16 protein-coding genes and 1 pseudogene are annotated in these 17,966 nt (G+C 60.2%); 11 read left to right on the top strand and 6 right to left on the bottom strand.

What is annotated here, in order from left to right; all coding sequences use genetic code 11:
* Positions 1 to 24 precede the first annotated feature (24 nt).
* The 8 genes from Tal182_RS09435 to Tal182_RS09400 all read left to right on the top strand — a co-directional run bounded on the left by Tal182_RS09435 (position 25) and on the right by Tal182_RS09400 (position 9,557).
* A complete protein-coding gene (locus tag Tal182_RS09435) occupies positions 25 to 507 on the top strand; it encodes a hypothetical protein (RefSeq protein ID WP_085859244.1) in 483 nt (160 codons plus the stop codon).
* A 180-nt stretch (positions 508 to 687) separates the two neighbouring features.
* Positions 688 to 1,530: a TnsA endonuclease N-terminal domain-containing protein gene (locus Tal182_RS09430; protein WP_085859243.1), complete on the top strand. Its 843-nt coding sequence runs from the start codon at positions 688 to 690 to the stop codon at positions 1,528 to 1,530.
* 10 nt (positions 1,531 to 1,540) lie between these two features.
* Positions 1,541 to 1,828 (top strand): hypothetical protein, encoded by a 288-nt coding sequence (locus Tal182_RS09425; RefSeq protein ID WP_085859242.1) that lies wholly within the window; start codon positions 1,541 to 1,543, stop codon positions 1,826 to 1,828.
* Entirely contained in the window at positions 1,825 to 4,104 is a 2,280-nt protein-coding gene (locus Tal182_RS09420) for a Mu transposase C-terminal domain-containing protein (protein WP_085859241.1), read from the top strand. Before Tal182_RS09425 ends, Tal182_RS09420 begins: the two co-directional genes overlap by 4 nt.
* A 15-nt stretch (positions 4,105 to 4,119) precedes the next feature.
* The gene (locus tag Tal182_RS09415; protein WP_085859240.1) at positions 4,120 to 5,175 is read left to right on the top strand and encodes an ATP-binding protein; all 1,056 of its coding nucleotides are present in this window, start codon (positions 4,120 to 4,122) and stop codon (positions 5,173 to 5,175) included.
* Positions 5,172 to 6,980, top strand: a complete 1,809-nt coding sequence (locus Tal182_RS09410) for a TniQ family protein (RefSeq protein ID WP_085859239.1) — start codon at positions 5,172 to 5,174, stop codon at positions 6,978 to 6,980. Before Tal182_RS09415 ends, Tal182_RS09410 begins: the two co-directional genes overlap by 4 nt.
* An 88-nt stretch (positions 6,981 to 7,068) precedes the next feature.
* The gene (locus Tal182_RS09405; protein ID WP_085859238.1) at positions 7,069 to 8,439 is read left to right on the top strand and encodes an IS1182 family transposase; all 1,371 of its coding nucleotides are present in this window, start codon (positions 7,069 to 7,071) and stop codon (positions 8,437 to 8,439) included.
* A 584-nt stretch (positions 8,440 to 9,023) separates the two neighbouring features.
* Entirely contained in the window at positions 9,024 to 9,557 is a 534-nt protein-coding gene (locus tag Tal182_RS09400) for a histidine phosphatase family protein (RefSeq protein WP_085859237.1), read from the top strand.
* A gap of 276 nt (positions 9,558 to 9,833) precedes the next feature.
* Here Tal182_RS09400 and Tal182_RS09395 read toward each other — a convergent pair whose 3' ends face one another.
* Positions 9,834 to 11,102 carry a patatin-like phospholipase family protein gene (locus Tal182_RS09395; RefSeq protein WP_085859236.1) on the bottom strand — a complete coding sequence of 423 codons (1,269 nt, stop codon included), beginning with the start codon at positions 11,100 to 11,102 and terminating at the stop codon, positions 9,834 to 9,836.
* A gap of 197 nt (positions 11,103 to 11,299) precedes the next feature.
* On the opposite strand from Tal182_RS09395, the gene Tal182_RS09390 reads away from it, so the two are divergent.
* Complete coding sequence (locus tag Tal182_RS09390) at positions 11,300 to 12,208, top strand: ATP-dependent Clp protease proteolytic subunit (RefSeq protein WP_085859235.1); 909 nt, start codon at positions 11,300 to 11,302, stop codon at positions 12,206 to 12,208.
* Between the two features lie 102 nt (positions 12,209 to 12,310).
* Here Tal182_RS09390 and Tal182_RS09385 read toward each other — a convergent pair.
* A pseudogene (locus Tal182_RS09385) lies at positions 12,311 to 12,575 on the bottom strand (hypothetical protein); the annotation flags it as partial.
* A 71-nt stretch (positions 12,576 to 12,646) separates the two neighbouring features.
* Here Tal182_RS09385 and Tal182_RS09380 point away from each other — a divergent pair.
* Positions 12,647 to 13,117, top strand: a complete 471-nt coding sequence (locus tag Tal182_RS09380; protein ID WP_085859233.1) for an MEKHLA domain-containing protein — start codon at positions 12,647 to 12,649, stop codon at positions 13,115 to 13,117.
* Between the two features lie 3 nt (positions 13,118 to 13,120).
* Here the strand turns inward: Tal182_RS09380 and maiA are convergent, their stop codons facing one another.
* Genes maiA through hppD form a run of 4 tightly spaced genes read right to left on the bottom strand, consistent with a single transcriptional unit; the run spans position 13,121 to position 17,334 of the window.
* Positions 13,121 to 13,753: a maleylacetoacetate isomerase gene (gene maiA / locus Tal182_RS09375; protein WP_085859232.1), complete on the bottom strand. Its 633-nt coding sequence runs from the start codon at positions 13,751 to 13,753 to the stop codon at positions 13,121 to 13,123.
* Positions 13,750 to 14,775 (bottom strand): fumarylacetoacetate hydrolase family protein, encoded by a 1,026-nt coding sequence (locus Tal182_RS09370; protein ID WP_085859231.1) that lies wholly within the window; start codon positions 14,773 to 14,775, stop codon positions 13,750 to 13,752. Before Tal182_RS09370 ends, maiA begins: the two co-directional genes overlap by 4 nt.
* Positions 14,776 to 14,823: 48 nt before the next feature.
* On the bottom strand, positions 14,824 to 16,185 hold the full coding sequence (gene hmgA / locus Tal182_RS09365) for a homogentisate 1,2-dioxygenase (protein WP_085859230.1): 1,362 nt from the start codon (positions 16,183 to 16,185) through the stop codon (positions 14,824 to 14,826).
* Positions 16,186 to 16,224: 39 nt separating this feature from the next.
* A complete protein-coding gene (gene hppD / locus Tal182_RS09360) occupies positions 16,225 to 17,334 on the bottom strand; it encodes a 4-hydroxyphenylpyruvate dioxygenase (protein WP_085859229.1) in 1,110 nt (369 codons plus the stop codon).
* Between the two features lie 130 nt (positions 17,335 to 17,464).
* Here hppD and Tal182_RS09355 point away from each other — a divergent pair, with 130 nt between their 5' ends.
* Complete coding sequence (locus Tal182_RS09355; protein WP_064801992.1) at positions 17,465 to 17,965, top strand: Lrp/AsnC family transcriptional regulator; 501 nt, start codon at positions 17,465 to 17,467, stop codon at positions 17,963 to 17,965.
* Position 17,966 lies beyond the last annotated feature (1 nt).

The raw sequence follows: 17,966 nt of genomic DNA, 5'->3' as shown, positions 1-17,966 counted from the left end.
TCATAGGTTTTGAAGGAGCCGAAGATGAAACACATGAAAACGCTGCGCGCAGCTCAGTCGCCCGCACTGTCGGTCGAGCATCGTGCGGAGGTTGTCTATCGCCGCATCGCGGAGGCCTCCCGACGCCTCGAGCTGCGGGCGATCGATGTCCGTCGGCGGGCGACCGTACTGCTCTACCTCAGAGCGGTCGTCGCGTGTGCCGCCGGTCATCGAATCCAGTCCGTCAAACACACCTACCGGCAGCTCGAGTTCAGCGCACTTGCGGGCGGCGTCCGCGGAATGCTCTTTTCGGAGAGCACCTTCCGCCGCCACGTGAAGTTCCAGCGTGGTGCTGACGCCGTTGGAGAAGGTCTCACACTCGAGGCTATCGCAGCAGCCGAGGAGTTGTGGCGAGAGGAGGGCTCGGTCGGCAACTATTGGCCGTTGCAACGCCTGATGAACAAGGCGCGTTGCAGGCGTCGCGTGGCTGGGGAAGCCTTCTGGGCGGGGACGACCGGGCGAAGATGAAGCGCAACGGCCGTCGTCCTGCACGTGGACCGAAAGACGAAGGTCGTTCTCGGCTTCCACTTCGACAATCTCGCGCGCACGAACTAGCACCTCCAGTCACGCATTCACCGCAATCGCAACAAGCAGCCCGGCCGCCTGTCGGCCGGGACAGGAAACCTGCGCGCTCGAAAGGATGCCCGCATGCTCGAACGACGAGTCCTCGACTATCTGATCAGGAAGAAGCGCGGCACTGTCCGCGCAATCCCCGACGGCTTCGAATTCGCCTGCCCGGACCGGCCGGCGGCGGGCCGGCTGATCGTGCCGGGCGTCACGCCTGACGACCATCCGGGCCTCACCTTCGATGAAGCGGGCGACCGCACCGACGTGGCCTGGGAACCTCCCCGCGCCTCTACAGCGTCCCGCCAAATCTCACTGAAATCCGGCTCGTCGATCCGCGGACACGTGGTCGACATCTCCCGCAACCGCCTTCTCAGCTTCGAGAGCATTTTGGAGTACCTCATGACGAACATTCTCATGGCCGACAAGAACATCGTCTTGGTCGAGGACCAGCCGGCGGAACTGCCGTTCCAACTGGACGGCAGCCACCATCGCCACACGATCGATTTCCGCACGACCAGTTCCGGTCGCCTGCGGGTGGCCTATGCGGTCAAGCCCGAGGACCAGTTGAAGCGCGACCAGACGGTTCGGAAGATGCAGGCGCTGGCGTCGCTCCATGCACCGACGTTCGCAGACAAGTTCATCGTATGCACGGAAGCGAAGATCACGCGGGACTACGGCTGGAATGCAGTCGACGTCAACGAGGCCCGAGCGGTGCGCTTGCAGGCTTACTGCGACCACGTCCTCGAGGTGCTGCTCGGCATCGGCCGCCCGATCGAAATCTGGCGCCTGCAGGAACAACTTGGCGACGAGTCCGACGTCTGGAACGCCGTGCTCTGCCTCTTGTACGACCGCCTCATCCAGATCGAGGAACCGCGCCGCCGTTTCTCGGACGCCTCCGTCATCCTTCCCCTCATTCGTCACTAGGAGATCACCGATGAAAATTCGCGCGCACACCTCGGCCGGTACGATCGATAGCGAAGATCGCGTTCTTTTGAACGGCCACGAACTCAGGCTGATTGGTGAAACCCACAGCCTCCCCACCTTTCAGCATCTCGACGGCAGCGGCAAGGTCTCGATCTTCTGCGAGGGCTTTCTCCGCGACGCCATCTGCGACGGCCGGCTGATCCTACATCGCGGTTTTTTCAACGCCGAAGCCAATTCCCGAGAACGGCCAGCGCGCCGCTCGCCGGTCCGACCGCATCTGACAGGAGCGCCACAATGACGGCATTTGCCAATATCACAGGGTTTTCGATCGAGCCCTTCGACCGCATCTTCCTGCACGACGTCGAGGTCAAGCTGGCCCTTGATGCTCCTGAGGGAAAGGCGTTCGAGCGTCGCGAAGGCAACGGCAAGATCGACGTTCTTTCCAACGAAGACATTCAGCGCGCGCTCGCCGAAGATCGCCTGATCGTCGATCGTGGCTTCTACGATCCGCGAAAGCGCGATCTGGATAAAGGTGCGGCGCACCTTCAGGACATGCCGCCGGAGGAGCAGGACTCCGTCGGCTTCAAGCTTCTGTGGGTCACCCTCCTCCGTCGAAAGCGCGACGAAATCGGTCGCATCCCCCATCATCGTCGCAAGCCGCTGATGCGCCAGATCCGCGAGGAATACTACGCCGACCACGAGGAGATGCGTGGACTGGCGCATTTTAAGAAATTCAAGTTTTCATATGAGAACAGCGACGAACCGCACCTGAAGCTCGCGAGCTACGAGGCGGTGAGCGAATGGTCGCTGAAGCTGGAACGCGCTGGCGGCGACGCGCGCGTGCTTCGCGATCGCCGCGGCACCGGGAAGAAAAGTACCTTCACGCCCGAGGAGCTCCACCTTCAGGGACACTTCGTATGGCGCTATCTCTCCTCGACGGAGCCGACCGGCGCCTACCTGTACCGAATCATGAAGGCCGTCGAACGTCGACTGAACCGCAGCCGCGCGGACAATGACCAGCTCAACCTGGGTTCGCGCAGCACGTTCTACAATCGTTTGGACGCCATTCCCGACTTCTCGAAGACGGTCGCCCGACTAGGCGAGGCCAAGGCAATGGCGAAGTACAACATCGTCATCGGGAAGGACCGCGGACATCCGATGGACGTGGCCGAAGGCGACGAGTGCCGGCTGGACCTCGTTACGATGATCAAGGCGGCCAACGTCTGGGATCAGCTTTCCGAGGAGGAGCAAAGGGCCTATAAGGATGCCAGCGAACGTTTTTGGTTCTCGGCCGTGGTCGACCATTCGTCTACGGCCTTCTTGAGCTTCCGCGTACACACGCAGGCGCCTTCGATCGCGACGGCCCGCGCCACCTTCGAAATGACGGCCCGCGACAAGACCCAAACCGCGCGGAACGCAGGTTGCAAGTCCGAATGGAAGCACTGCGGTGGCGTGCGCGGCATTCGCCTGGATGCCGCGGCCTGGTACACGAGCACCGCGGTCTTGACCACGCTCACCGATGCCAAGACCGCGAAGTTCCACACGCCGGTAAAGATGCCGTGGTTGCGTGGAACGATGGAGCGTGTCTTCGGCACCATCGGCTCCCTCACTCTGCAGAATTTCTCGGGCCGAACCTTCTCCGACGTCGTCAAGCGCGGTGACCACGACCCGAAGAAGGGCGTTTCGGTCGACCCCGTGATGCTGGAGAAAGTCCTGCTGCGTGCCATCTTGGACATCTACCACAATACTCCGAACACCGGAAAACTTGGAGGAATGACTCCTAACCAGGCCTGGCTGGTGGGTTGCAAGCTGCGTAAGCCGCCGGCTCCGCCGACGGGATATCTCCGCCGCAAGATCTACGGCATCAATCTTACGCGTGTGATCGGTCGCGAAGGCATCCGGTTTATCGGCTTCTATTTCCAGTCCGAGGAAATCCAGAAAATGCGACAGGACGACACCGATCGCGAGGTGCACATCCGCGTTGACATGCAGGACGTATCGGAAATCACGGTGTTCGACGGTGAACTCGCTTATCGTGTTCCTTGTCGGCTGCCGCAGTTGAAGGGACTCTCCTACTGGGAAGCGACGGCCCTGCTGCAGGAACTCCGTCTCATCGATACCGAGTATACCAACCGTACCAGCGCACAGGTGGATGCGGCTTTGGAATACATCGATGCGCAGGCGGAAATCGGTCGCATCAAGTATAGCGTCGCCTCCCCGATCATCACCGAGGAGCACATCAAGCGCGTGGAGCGTCGCGTGTTCCGCGAGCTCCGCGTGGTCCCGGAGTCGGAATACTCCCATGAGGTGAGCACGCAGGACTGGGCCGGAACCCCTTTCTCCGACGACGCCTGGGGCTACACCGACGAAACGGCGGGCGACGACCTCGACCTCGGCAAGGAGCAGACCGCGGCGGCCGCGGCCGCCAAGTATGGCGAAACGGCCAAGGGCAAGAAGAAGCTCAAGAAGGCCCAAGCTCAGGCTACGGGCGCCAATCCCGGCGCCCAGGGACCCGCCAAACCTGCCGAGACCGCCGGAACGGTCAATTCGGTCCGCTACTTCAACGAACACTGAGAGGGCCAATCCTAGATGATGCATGACAACAAGCGTCGCCGCGAAGCGGCTGAGGCGCGGATGCTCGCCACGATGTCAGCGGAGGACGAACGCGTTTCCGCAAGGATGAAGGCTATCCGCGTCAGAAATTGCTCGACGCCACGTGACGACCATCTCAAGGCGCATATCGCCGCAATGAAGCGTAGCCTTGTGACCGGCGAAAAGAAACGCAAGATCCTCTTCGTAACCGGAGAGTCTAACTCCGGCAAGTCGCGCCTCGTGGAGAATATCCTCGCAGCCGATCCCGCCTTCTTGTCTTACGAAGACGACGAGGGCCGTGCCAAGCCGCTTCTCAAGGACGACGCCGCCTCGCCGTGTACCCAGCGCAACTTCGCTGTCCGCTTCATGAAGCGTCTCGGAGTTCCCGTACGCGACAACCTTGCGAAGACGGTGGCCTGGCCTCAGATGGTCAGTTCGATCTGCGCGCACCGGGTCATGTTCCTGGTGATCGACGAGGCGCAGCGGACAATGAAGATCAATGACGAGCAAGAGCTTCAGGAGTTCTCGGACAATCTGATCACGCTCGTCGACAACGCAGACTGGCCCATCCGCGTGATCCTCATCGGAGTCGACCCTCTCGACAAGCTCCGCAAGCGGGATACCCAGATGCTAAACCGATCCAAGCGCATGAAGCTTCGCCGGATTTCTGCGGCGAAGGCCTCCCGCGTAGTGACGTGGCTGAACGAAATCATTCTCGATCATGCAGAATTCACCATGGCCGGACTGAAGCTCGATGACCTCTCGTTGCGCCTGATCCACTCATGCATCGGGAACGCGGGCTCGATCATCGAGCTGATCCGAGACGCTATCGAGGTTGCCCTTTGGGACAATCGAACTGAGGTCTGCCCTCTCGATTTTGCGCAAGCGTACTACAACCGAACCGAATGCCTGCCACACGACAACGTGTTCGTCGAGGAAGCGTGGGAAGCACTCCCCAGCGGTCTGGCCAGGCTTGAGAGCGGCGAGGAAAACGAGACGTCCGCGGGCGCCACGAAGGCAAAGGCACTGAAACCTGGAGAACGTCCACGATGAACACGCTCTCGATCACCGTGCCCTTTAACTCCGACGAAACCGCGTTCAGCTTCTGCTCGCGCCTGGCGGCGGCGAACGGCGTCCCCAACGTAAAGGACTTCTGTTGGTACCTCGGTCTAAACCACGTGAAGATCGCCGTGGGAAATCCACTGGAAACTCAGAAAATGTTGGAGCTGGCAGGCGTCGATGACGTCGCCGGTCGCCTTCTCACGAAGGACGGACTCTTCTACGACGTCAACGGTCAGCGGCTTTCAAAGAAGTCCGTCATGCGCAGCCGCCTTCGATACTGCGCCCACTGCCTCGAGGAAGATCTTCAGACCAAAGGGATGCGTCGAGAAGCTCGTGGGTACGGTCGGCTTTCGTGGTGCATTACGTTTGTCCGCACCTGCGCAAGACACCAGACGCTGTTCCGGCTGGCCAATCAGAGCAACCTTACCGGTTCCCACGACGTCGCTCGAATGATCGCTGCGGAATTGCCCACGATGTCCCGTGAGCAGCCGGAAGCGGCGTTGCGCACGCCCTTCGAAAATTTCGTCGAAAGTGCGGTTTGGGGCCGACGCGCCTCTCATGGCTGGATCGACGAGTTTCCTTTGTATGTCGTGGGACGTCTGTCCGAACTCGTCGGTGCGGCGAGGGTCTTCGGTAAAGTCTACCAAGTCGACGATCATTCAGAAGGCGATTGGGCGAAGGCTGCGCAGATGGGTTTCGAAGTCGTTTCTGCTGGCCAGAGCGCTTTCGATGAATTTCTGAAGTCGATGCACGGCGATTTCTGGAACAAGAAGACGCACACCGGCGGCCGGGCGCTTTACGGTCGGCTATACGAGCGCCTCGCTCATGAAACCAGCGACAGTGCATACGACCCGATCCGTAGCGTGATGTACGACGTGACCTTGGGGTCACTGCCGATCGGCCCCGGAGACGAGATGTTCGGGCGCGTTACCGAACGCCGAATTCACTCTGTCCACTCGGCAGCACAGGAGTATCGCATCCATCCCAAGACCCTGCGCAAGCTCCTCAAGAATGCGAAGGCAATAGTCGGAAGCGACACCCTTACGGACGAGCGAACGCTGCTCCCGAAGGATGAGATGCTCGCGCTCGTCGACCGCATCAGAGGTAACCTTTCCGCGGAGCACGCTGCCGAGCATATCGGAGTAAGCCGTCCCTCGTTCAAGGTTCTGGTGCGCGACGGGCACATCCGGAATTCAGCCGGTTCCGACCAAGCCGGGATGTATGCCCTCTATCGCCCGTCCGATCTTGACGCGTTCGTCGCTAAGGTAGTGTCGCACGCGACTTGCGCCTTCGATCAAGACGCCGGCCTGACTTCGTTTTCCGAAACGATCAAGCGCGCGAACTGTAAGTTCGCCGAACTCCTCGGCTTGTTGTTCGGCGCGAAGCTGGAAACGGTCTCCGTTCATCCGGGCAGAAGCGGATTCAGAGCCATCATGTTCAATCCGACCGAGGTCGCACGGCACACCGCCCTTCCCAGCCAAGACGGAATGAACATCGTCGATGCCGCCAAAGTGTTGAACATTCCGAGTCAGATTTTGAGAAACCTCATCGATACGGGCTGGGTGGTTGCGGAGTGGCAGCTCAACCCTGTTAAACGGTGCCGCCAAAGGTATCTTCAACCTTCGGTCGTCGAAGAGTTCAAACGCGACTACGTCTCGCTCTTCAACTTGGCAAAGGAATTCCGGAAAAACGTGGGTCTCATACGTCGTCAATTGCGCCCGCTTGGGATCTTTCCGAGTATCTCTGCGGAAGCGGTCGGAGCGACGTTCTATCATCGATCGTTTTTCAGATATTAGATTCCCGTCATCACAGCGCCCGGCTTCGCCGGGCTCAGACTGCTGACAAACCCCTGGCGAGAGCTGGGGGTTTGTGATTCACTGGGACATGTTGAAGAAACCCAGCCCTGAACAGACAGCTCTCGAGATGGTGACGCTCGATAGTCTGGTGCCAAAGGATCACCTGCTTCGCAAGATCGAGGCGGTGATTGACTTCTCCTTCATCCACGACCGCGTTGCGGGATTGTATTGCGCCGACAATGGCCGACCACCGCTCGATCCAACCTTGATGTTCAAGGCGTTGTTCATCGGCTACCTGTTCGGCATCCGCTCCGAGCGGCAGTTGGTGCGCGAGATCGAGGTCAATGTCGCCTATCGCTGGTTCTTGCGGATGAAACTGACGGATGGGGTGTTCGACGCCTCGACCTTGTCGCAGAACCGGCGCCGGCGCTTCAACGATACGGATGTGGCGCAGGACATCTTCGACCATATCGTCGAGCAGGCGATCGGCCATGGGCTGGTCGATGGCATGGTGCTCTATACGGATTCGACCCACCTGAAGGCGAATGCCAACAAGGGCAAATATGATCTTGCGATGATCGAAAAGTCGCGGTCCGACTATTGGGCCGATCTCGACCGGGCGATCGATGCGGAACGCCTGGTGCGCGGCCAGAAGCCGTTGAAGGAAAAGGCGCGCGCGCCTGAGGTCAGGGAAACCAAGGTGTCGCGCACCGATCCCGACAGCGGCTACATGGTGCGCGACGGCAAGCCGAAAGGCTTCTTCTATCTCGACCACCGCACGGTGGACGGCCGGCACGCCATCATCACCGACACCCATGTCACCCCAGCCAATGTGCATGACAGCATCGTCTATCTCGATCGGCTGGACCGTCAGCGCCAACGCTTCTCCTTCGATGTCAAAGCGGTCGGGCTCGATGCGGGCTATGCCACATCCGGCATTGCCAGAGGGCTCGAACAACGCGACATCCTCGGCGTCACCGGCTATCGCAATCCGACGCCGCCCAAGCTTGGCATGATGCGCAAGTCGAAGTTCGTCTACGATGGGCAAGAAGACGGCTACCGCTGCCCGCAAGGCCAACTGCTCGCCTACGCCACCACCGACCGCAACGGCTATCGCCACTATCGCTCCGACCCGGTGATCTGCCGCGACTGCCCCTTGCTTGCATCCTGCACCTCGAACGCCGCCTCGACCCGCACCATCACCCGACACGTCTGGGCCGAAGCCCGCGAGCGGACCGATGCCAACCGACTGAAGCCTTGGGGCAAAGCAATCTACAAGCGGCGAAAGGAGACGGTCGAACGCTCCTTCGCGGATGCCAAACAGCTTCACGGACATCGCTATGCCCGCTTCCGAAGTCAAATCCGCGTCGCATGCCAGTGCCTGCTGGCAGCCGCAGCGCAGAACATCAAGAAGATCGCGATGGCCCTCACAACGGCACCAAAACCAACGCCCGCATGAGGCGATGACGCCTCCGAAAGCACGCCATCGCAAGTCGTTCAAGCCACCAATATCAATACAAAACAAAACCCCGCCAAAAAATGACGGGGTTTGTCAGCAGCCTGCGCCCGGCTTCGCCGGGCTTTTTTTATGCCCAAAGAGAGGCGCTTGAAGCTCCGGGGATCGATCTTGTTTGGACCGGGATTTGATTTGTTAGACGTCCTCTGGATTATTCAATGAAATCAATGCGCGGGAGGCGAGTTGGGAGATTGTTTCAATGGACGCGACACAGTGTCTGTTGAGAAATCGAAGCTAGTTCTGGCTAAAAGCCTCTGAAATTGGCCATTTCCGACAGAAGAAATGGCCAACCCGACACAGCCGTCCGGGCACTAACAAGTGCCCGGAGAATCCTCTGAGGAACAAACAGAGAAACAACCGCAAGAGTAGCGAAACGCCATAAATCCGCGGGATGCTCAAGTTCGCAAAGTAGGACGGGACAACTGGACCTGCCAGTGGCATCCGCCTAGTTTACGAGCTGTATCGGAGGCCCTTCATGCTCCGGGAGTCAACACGAAACGAACCGACGACATCGGCCTCGCGATAAAATGACACTCAAGCCCATGCCGAAACACCGCCTCATCCTTCTGCGCCACGCCAAATCCGCCTGGCCCGACGGTGCGGCCGACCGTGAGCGGCCATTGGCGGGTCGCGGGCGCAAGGCTGCACCCGTCATCGGCACCTATATGGCGCGCGAAAAGCTGATCCCCGATCTCGCCCTCGTCTCGCCGGCCCGCCGGGCGCAGGAAACATGGAAGCTCGTCCGCCGGGCCCTTTCGAAAAAGGTCTCCGAACGCGAGGCGCCGGATATCTACGAGGTGTCGGCCGATCGCATCCTCGATGTGATCCGGGCCGTCGAACCTGGTATCCGGACGCTGCTCATCGTCGGCCACAATCCCGGCATGGAGAATGCGGCCTCGCTGATCGTGGCAGACGGCGATGCCGCTGCCGTGGGACGCATGCGGGAAAAGTTCCCGACGGCGGGACTCGCCGTCATCGACCTCGATCTCGACGGATGGGACGATATTGCGGCGGGCACCGGTTATCTCGAGCGGTTCGTAACACCGCGATCTTTGGGATAATAGGGCCACTTTCCGGTTTGGATTTGGTGGACATCGTGTGCGGCCCTGATTCTGCCTCGCGCCCGTACCGAACGGGCCGTTCACGGCAGAATGGTTCGACAAGCCGACAGGCCGAAGAACCCGTTCTCGTCAACGAATTGGGATCGGTTCGACAAGGTAATCCTTGCGGGCATCTCTTCCTCTAGATGGTGGATTGCCACACGCCGGGCAGCCGCTTCCCTCACCCCGTCAGAGTTCCGCCTTCGGGCTCTCCCTGGCCGGCACCTCCGGCCATTGTCAAAAGGGCAGAATGTCGAACAGGCGCTTGCTCGCCCTCGCCGCCCAAGTCGGCTTCACGGCTCCGGCAGCCAACGGCGGGCCGGACGATGGAGCCAAGGGCGCTGGATAGAACCGGTTGAGCATCGCGTCGCAGACGTAGTGCCCCCAGTTCGTCAGATGCTCGGTCTCCTCAGCGCCGAGGAAATGAAGGTAGGTGCCGACCTGCGCGGGAATGACCGACGACGGCGGCAGCGTGTAAGAGGCGTAGGGTTTGAGTTCGGCGTCCTTGCTGTCGATCGACCAGTAGACGCCATGGGTTCTTGCGCGCAGCGCCGATTTCGCGAGATCGTCGAGGCCAAGCCTATCGGCCTGTTTTGCAGCCTTGAAGCCGCCGATCAGGTCTCGCCGCCGCAACGACCTCACCTGATTGTCCGTCGTATCGAGAACGCGCTTGAGCTGCGAGAGATAGTTCCAGTATCCGCGGGTCGAGGAGCGCCAAGGCGCGCCGGCATCGCTGACAAGTAGACAGTCGCAGCGTTTCAGCGCCGGCTCGATGCCGTGATTGTCGTAGACGCCGCCGTCGCTCAATATTGCCCGGCTCGGAGCAACCGGTTCGCCAACGGTGTCATCGAGTTTTTCCCTCTTCCATGAAAACTGCGCCAGGTCCAATCGCAGCGGTGACAGCACCGGCGGGAATGCGGCCGAAGCGGCAACCGCGGTCGCGAGCGAAAGTGCCGGATGGAACGACACCCCGATCCGATAATCTGCGATATAACGGTTGGACATACGGAAGAGCGAACCGGTGCTGAGATTGCTGGCGCAAAATACGAACCAGGGCGAGCTCGGAAGATCTCTGAGGCTTGGCGATTTTCCATCGAACAGATGTCGCTCGTAAAGTTTCGCGGCTTCCGCCGCCGCGCTCGAAAAGGGATTGAACAGGCCCTTCAGGAAGCTCGGCCCATCAGCGAATAGCTGACTGAAGGCCAGAACGCGATCCAGATATTCAGTCCTGAAGTTGACGGCGATGTCGTTCTCGAAGATCAGCCGGGGCCAGATATAGGCGAGCAGGCCGGAGGCGATGGATCCGCCCGAGACCGAGGAGATCATATCGAGCTTTGCGAGAAGACCGGCCTCGTTCAGCCTCGCCAGCGATCCCGCATGGAATAGCATGGCCCGGTAGCCGCCGCCCGAAAGGCAAAGACCGAGTTGGTAGCGCTCGGCCGGCTTCTCGGGGTCGTCAGATCCAGAGCGGACGCTGTTTTCCTCAGGATGCTCGTCTGCTGACATGCTCTGTCGTATCACGTTAAGAAGGGTGGCGACATTCGCTGTATATCAGAAGAAATGTCATAGCGGATTTACCACGAGATCGGCGTCCGTCCTCTTTCACTTCGATCCACAGGCCAAGCCCTCTGCAGGGTTGCACGATCAGTCTTGCAAAACATCCTTCGCGATGTTCAATAACACCAGCGAAAGTGGGGGAATCGATGCGTCACATCGTGGCTGGGTTGTTGTTTTTATGCGCGTTTCCTCTGTCTGCGGCAGAGATCACGCGAGGGCCGTTGGAAGGTGACACGGACTTGATCTCGGTCACGGGCGTCTTGAACGACGGTGACGAAATCGTCTTCAGAAATCTGGCTGCCGCCTCCAGCAAGGCCCTTGTGTTTCTGAACAGCGAGGGCGGGGATGTCAAAGCCGGGATCGAGATCGGGCGGGCCGTCCGCCTTCGAGGCTTTGCCACGGCGACCCTGCCGGGCACCTTGTGCGCGTCAGCCTGCGCCCTCACCTGGCTTGCCGGGTCGCCCCGGTTTCTTCAGCCCGAATCGAATATCGGCTTTCATGCCGCCTATCGGATAGTGGACGGCAAGGCCAGCGAGAGCGGCGTCGCCAACGCTCTGGTCGGAGCCTACCTCAATCAGCTGGGATTATCCGACACCGCCATCGCCTACGTGACGTCGGCACCGCCTGAAGGCATCGCGTGGCTGACGGCCGATAAGGCACAGGCCGTGGGCATTACCTATGACGTGATTGACGAGGACGGACCTGATCCGGCGTCTGAGGCGGGCAAGACGTTTCCGCACGATCCTATGCGCACGGTGACGGCCTTCTACTCGGCGCTCGCAGCAGCCGATGGTGAAACCGCCTCGGCGCTGGTCATTCCGGAAAAGCGTGGCCAGGGGCCCTTCAATGAAGCATCAATCCACGCCTTCTTCGGCGCGATGTCGCAGCCGCTCAAACTCACAGGCACGGCGCTGCGCGGCACTGATGACGTCCGGGTTTCCTACGAATACGTCACCAATGATGGCCGTCGCTGCCAGGGTCGCGCCGATGTCCTGACCACCTACGTGTTTGGCAAGACCCTGGTCTCCAGGATCAAGGCGCTTGACGGCTGCTAGCGTATCGGCCGTAAATCGGAACGATTTTCGGGAAAGCAGGACGTGTACGTTGATGCCGGCTTGCTCAGACAACTGCCGCACATTATCGGCGGACCGGTGATATCTATTCTGCATGGTGCGTGAGTTGGCATCGCATTTGTGCCACTCCAGTTTACTCCGGCTTCGCCTTCAGGCCGTAGCACCAGTCGACGCGATTGAGCAGCGAACCGAGTTCGTCGCGCCGTTTGCACGCCACTTGCGTCTCGGTGCCCAGCGATCGACTCCTGCGACAGATGTCGTCCAGTCCTGTCCGCTGACGGATCAACCGGTCCGGGGCCTTGGCACCCTTGTCCGTGGCGAGCACCTTTCCGGTCTCGGACTCGATCTGCCATCATAGACGCGTGCAATTGATTTCGGCTATGTCGCCTGCACCGACACATTTGACCAGCGAGGCCGTTCGTGACTTCTCCCTATGACAATCACGCCTTCGACCTGAGGAATGATCCCGATTTCTTCGCCCTTCTTACCGGCAGCTACAAGCGCATCGTCGGCCGCGCCCTCGTCGAGGATGGGCAGGGGCCGGATTGGCTTTACAGCCATGCTCCTTTCGTCGTCCTCGCCCACAATACCCTGCCCGACCCGCGCTTCATCTACGCAAACCGGACCGCGCAGAACTGCTTCGAATATAGCTGGGACGAATTCATCATGCTGCCGTCGCGGCTTTCGGCCGAGCAGCCTGATCGCGCCGAACGCCAGCGGCTGCTGGACGCCGTCACGCGCGATGGGTTTGTCGACAACGGACGCGGCCTCAGGGTGGCGAAATCGGGGCGCCGTTTCTGGGTCGAAAATTTCACTGTCTGGCAGCTCATCGATGAGACGGGAAAGCGGTTGGGCCAGGCGGCGATATTTTCATCGTGGCGGGACGCGTAGTTCCTACGGCTTCACGCGGTCCGGATGCGCTGCCTGGAAGGCGGGGAGGTCGGCGCATCTGGCGTCGACATCGCTGATGCGTCTGAAAGCAGTCATATCAACTCCCCAGCGGCGGGCATTGTAGACCTGGGGAACAAGGCAGAGATCGGCCATCGACGGCCTGTCGCCAAAGCTGAACGCGCCATCGGATTCCCCGAGCATGATCTCTAGCGTGCGAAGTCCATCGCCGATGAAATGTTTCATCCATTCCTCGCGAGCCTCCGCCTTGTCGGTCAGCGTCAGAAGATGCGAGACGACATGCAGATTGCAGATCGGATGGATGTCCATGGCAATTGCATATGCGAGAGCGCGCACTCTATGGCGATCGGAGCTATCGGACGGCAGCAATCCGTATTCCGACCGAGACTCGGCCAGATATTCGATGATGGCCAGCGACTGTGTCAGCGTTTTCCCATCGATCACAAGTGTCGGCACGAGCCCCTGCGGGTTGAGCGCGAGATAGTCCGGCATTCTGTGCGCACCGTCGAGCAAGTTGATCGGCACGGTCTGGTAGTCAAGGCCCAGAAGATTGAGCGCGATCCGCACTCGATAACTCGCCGATGACCGCCAGTAGTCGTAGAGAATGATCTCGTTCATCGCCGGTCGGCTCCCTCGTATCGTCCGACCGTCTGCTCGATCGCTCCGAAGATCGAATGGCCGGCATGGTCCTTCATCTCGATGCGGACCTGGTCGCCGAACCTCATAAAGGGGGTCTTCGGTGATCCGCTCTCGATCGCCTCGATCATCCTCAGTTCGGCAATGCAGGAATAGCCGTCTCCCCCCGCCTCCACCGGCTTGCCGGGGCCGCCATCGAGCTTGTTGGAGACCGTGCCGGAGCCGACAATCGTTCCGGCCACGAGGTGGCGGGTTTTGGCGGCATGGGCGATCAGCCGGCCGAAGTCGAAGGTCATGTCGATGCCGGCATTCGCCTTGCCGAATGGTCTGCCGTTCAGGCTCACGAGCAGAGGCAGGTGCAGCTTGCTGCCGTCCCACGCCTCTTCTAGCTCGTCCGGCGTCACCGCGACCGGCGAGAATGCCGAGGCCGGCTTGGACTGGAAGAAACCGAAGCCTTTCGCCAGCTCGTCCGGGATGAGGCCGCGCAGCGACACGTCGTTGACGAGCATCACCAGACGAATGGCGCCTACGGCGGCTTCCGGGCTAGAACCCATGGCGACGTCGCCGGTGATAACGGCAACCTCGCCCTCCATGTCGATCCCATAGGCCTCGTCCGCCATCAGGATTGGATCGCGCGGTGCGAGAAAACCGTCAGAGCCACCTTGATACATCAACGGATCGGTCCAGAAGCTCGCCGGCATCTCGGCGCCGCGCGCCTTGCGCACCAGTTCCACATGATTGACGTAGGCCGAGCCGTCGGCCCATTGATAGGCACGCGGCAAAGGCGATGCGGCGTCATGTTCGTGAAACCGCATCGTCGGCTGGGCGCCCGTCTCGATGCCTTCGGCGACCAGACGAAGTCTCGGAGCGACATGCTCCCAGTCGTCTAGCGCCGCCTGCAGGGTGCGGGCGATGTGGCCGACCTCCGAACAGCGGGCCAGATCGCGGGACACGACGACGAGGCGGCCGTCCCTGGTGGAGTCCTTCAAGGTCGCAAGTTTCATGTCTCAATTCCGTGCCGGAGGAAGCTTCGCCGATCTTGACCGATCCTGTCACTTGATGCCCGGAGTTCCGTCGAACTTGCGTTCGAGGCCATCCCAGCATTCGAGGTAATCGTCCTGCAGCGTTTCGAGCTCGGCCGCATATTTGGTCAGCTGCTGCGGGTAGCGAGTCTCGAACATGAAGGCCATGGTGTGATCGAGCTTCACCGGTTTGAGTTCGCTGTTGGATGCCTTTTCGAAGGCGAGCGCATCCGGGCCGTGGGGAAGCATCATGTTGTGAAGGCTGATCCCGCCAGGCACGAAGCCCTCCTCCTTGGCGTCATACTGGCCATGGATCAGGCCCATGAACTCGCTCATGATATTGCGGTGATACCAGGGCGGGCGGAAAGTGTGTTCGGCGACCAGCCAGCGCGGCGGAAAGATCACGAAATCGACATTCGCCGTGCCGGCATCTTCGGTCGGCGCCGTCAGCACCGAGAAGATCGACGGGTCGGGATGATCGAAGCTGATTGCGCCCACCGGCGAAAACGTCCGCAAGTCGTATTTGTAAGGCGCGTAATTGCCGTGCCAGGCAACCACATCAAGCGGCGAGTGGCCGATCTCGGTGACATAGAATTTGCCGCACCATTTCACATGGACGCGGCAGGGTGTTTCCTTGTCTTCAAAGGCGGCGACCGGCGTCTTGAAGTCGCGCGGGTTTGCCAGGCAATTGGCGCCGATCGGCCCGCGGTCCGGCAATGTGAATTTGGCGCCATAGTTCTCGCAGATATAGCCGCGCCAGACCGTCTGCTCGCCCACTGTCATGATCTTGAACATCATGCCGCGGGGAATGAGGCATATCTCCAGCGGCTCGACATCCATGATGCCCATTTCGGTGAACACTCTGATGGCGCCGAGCTGCGGCACGATCAGCAGTTCGCCGTCGGCGTTGAAGAAATAATCGTCGACCATGTCTTCATTGAAGACATAGGCATGCGCCGACATGCCGACCTGGGTCGCGGCATCGCCTGCCGTCGTCATCGTCCGCACCCCTTGCAGAAAGCTCAGCCTCTGCTCAGGCGCGGGGATCGGATCCCAGCGCAGCTGGCCGAGCGGCAGCGAATGCTCGTCGAGACAAGGCGCGGTTTTCCAGAGCGGATAGGACGCGTTCGAAAAGCGGCGGGTGTGACGCACGCTCGGGCGAATGCGGTACAGCCAGGACCGTTCATTCGTGCCGCGCGGCGCGGTGAAGGGCGAGCCGGAAAGCTGCTCGGCATAAAGGCCGTAATTGCATTTCTGCGGGCTGTTCTGGCCCTGCGGCAAGGCGCCGGGCAGCGACTCCGTCTCGAAATCGTTGCCGAAACCCGGCATATATTTCAGTCTGTTTGCGGTCGCCGCTTCCGCATCGGCGGCCTGGATCGCTGTCTGGTCCATGCTCAACTCCTCCCCGAAAACTCTACTGCGCCGTAGAGTTTACTCCGCTGCCGTGCCGATGACACCACGCTTGATCTGATCGGCTTCGATCGACTCGAACAGCGCACGGAAGTTGCCTTCGCCGAAACCCTCGTCGCCCTTGCGCTGGATGAATTCGAAGAAGATCGGACCGATCACCGTTTTGGAGAAGATCTGCAGCAGGATTTTTGTCATGCCGCCGTTCACCACACCTTCGCCGTCGATCAGGATGCCGTGCTTCTTCATGCGGTCGATCGGTTCGTCATGGCCATGCACGCGTTCATAGGACATGTCGTAATAGGTCTCGGGAGGCCCCGGCATGAAGCGCAGGCCGTTATCGGCAAGCCGGTCGGTTGCCTCGTAAATATCCTCCGTGCCAACGGCGATGTGCTGAATGCCCTCGCCCCGATACTTCTTCAGATATTCCTCGATCTGGCTGGTGTCGTCCTTCGATTCATTCAGCGGAATGCGGATCTTGCCGCAGGGCGAGGTGATGGCGCGGCTGACCAGACCGGTGATGCGGCCGTCAATATCGAAGAAGTGAATCTGTTTGAAATTGAACAGGTTGCGGTAGAAATCCCACCACTTGTCCATGTTGCCGCGGAAGACGTTGTGGGTGAGATGGTCGAGATAGTAAAAGCCGATCCCGAGCGGCTTCGGATTGGGCTCGCCAAGCCAATCGAACTCGGCCTCGTAAGCCGATCCTTTTGCCCCATAGGTCTCGACGAAATAGAGCAGCGAACCGCCAATCCCGACAATCGCCGGGACATCGAGCACCTTGTCATTTCCTTCATAGGGAACGGCGCCTTTCGACACGGCGTGATCGAAGGCGTGCCTGGCATCGACCACACGCCAGGCCATCGACGGGGCGCAGGGACCATGCTTTGCGACGAAACGGGCGGCATGACTGCCGCGCTCGGCATTGAGGACATAATTGATGTCGCCCTGGCGCCAGACGGTAATGTCTTTCGTCTTGTGCCTGGCGACCGCGACATAGCCCATGCGTGTGAAGAGCTCGGTAAGTTTCTCAGGCTCGGGGTGAGCGAACTCGACGAATTCGAAGCCGTCGGTGCCGGCCGGATTGTCGGCGGTGATTTCCGACGGAGGCGCATCATGCGGGAACGGACCCATTTTCTTTCCTCCAGAGGAGATTGCATTTTCTATGCAAACTATGGCTCAAAACACGTGCAAAGTTCTTGCGTTCTTGATGCGTAAGGAACAGTTTATGCACGACCTGTGAGCATTTTGGAGATTTTGCGCAATGGATGAGCCCCTCGACAAACTAGACCTGCGCCTCCTCCTTGAACTTCAAAAGGATGGCAGGCTCACGAACAACGAGCTTGGTGAGCGCATCGCGCTCTCACCGTCGCAATGCTCACGCCGGCGCACCAGACTGGAGGCCGAGGGATATATTCGCAGCTACCGTGCCCACCTCGATCGGGAGAAGCTGGGGCTTGATATGCTGGTGGTCATTTCCGTCACGCTTGCGACCCACAACCGAGACAATGCCCGCCGATTTTCGCAACTAATCAACGGCCTGCCCGAAGTTCTCGAAGCCTACGCGTTGACCGGCGAGATGGACTATCACCTGAAGGTGGCGACCCGTGGGCTCGCCGATCTGTCGAAGTTCGTCAACGACGTTCTGCTGCCGCACGAATCCGTGCAGCACGTGAAAACGTCAATCGTGCTCGACACGCTGAAGACGTTCGAAGGCTATCCGGTGATGATGCCGGGCAGCCGGCATGGCGACAGCGCGCGATAAT

The organism is Rhizobium sp. TAL182 (assembly GCF_002117725.1).
In the GTDB taxonomy this organism is placed as follows: Bacteria; Pseudomonadota; Alphaproteobacteria; order Rhizobiales; family Rhizobiaceae; genus Rhizobium; species Rhizobium esperanzae.
Note: the sequence above shows the minus strand (reverse complement) of the source record. Positions and strands in the feature narration are given on the sequence as shown.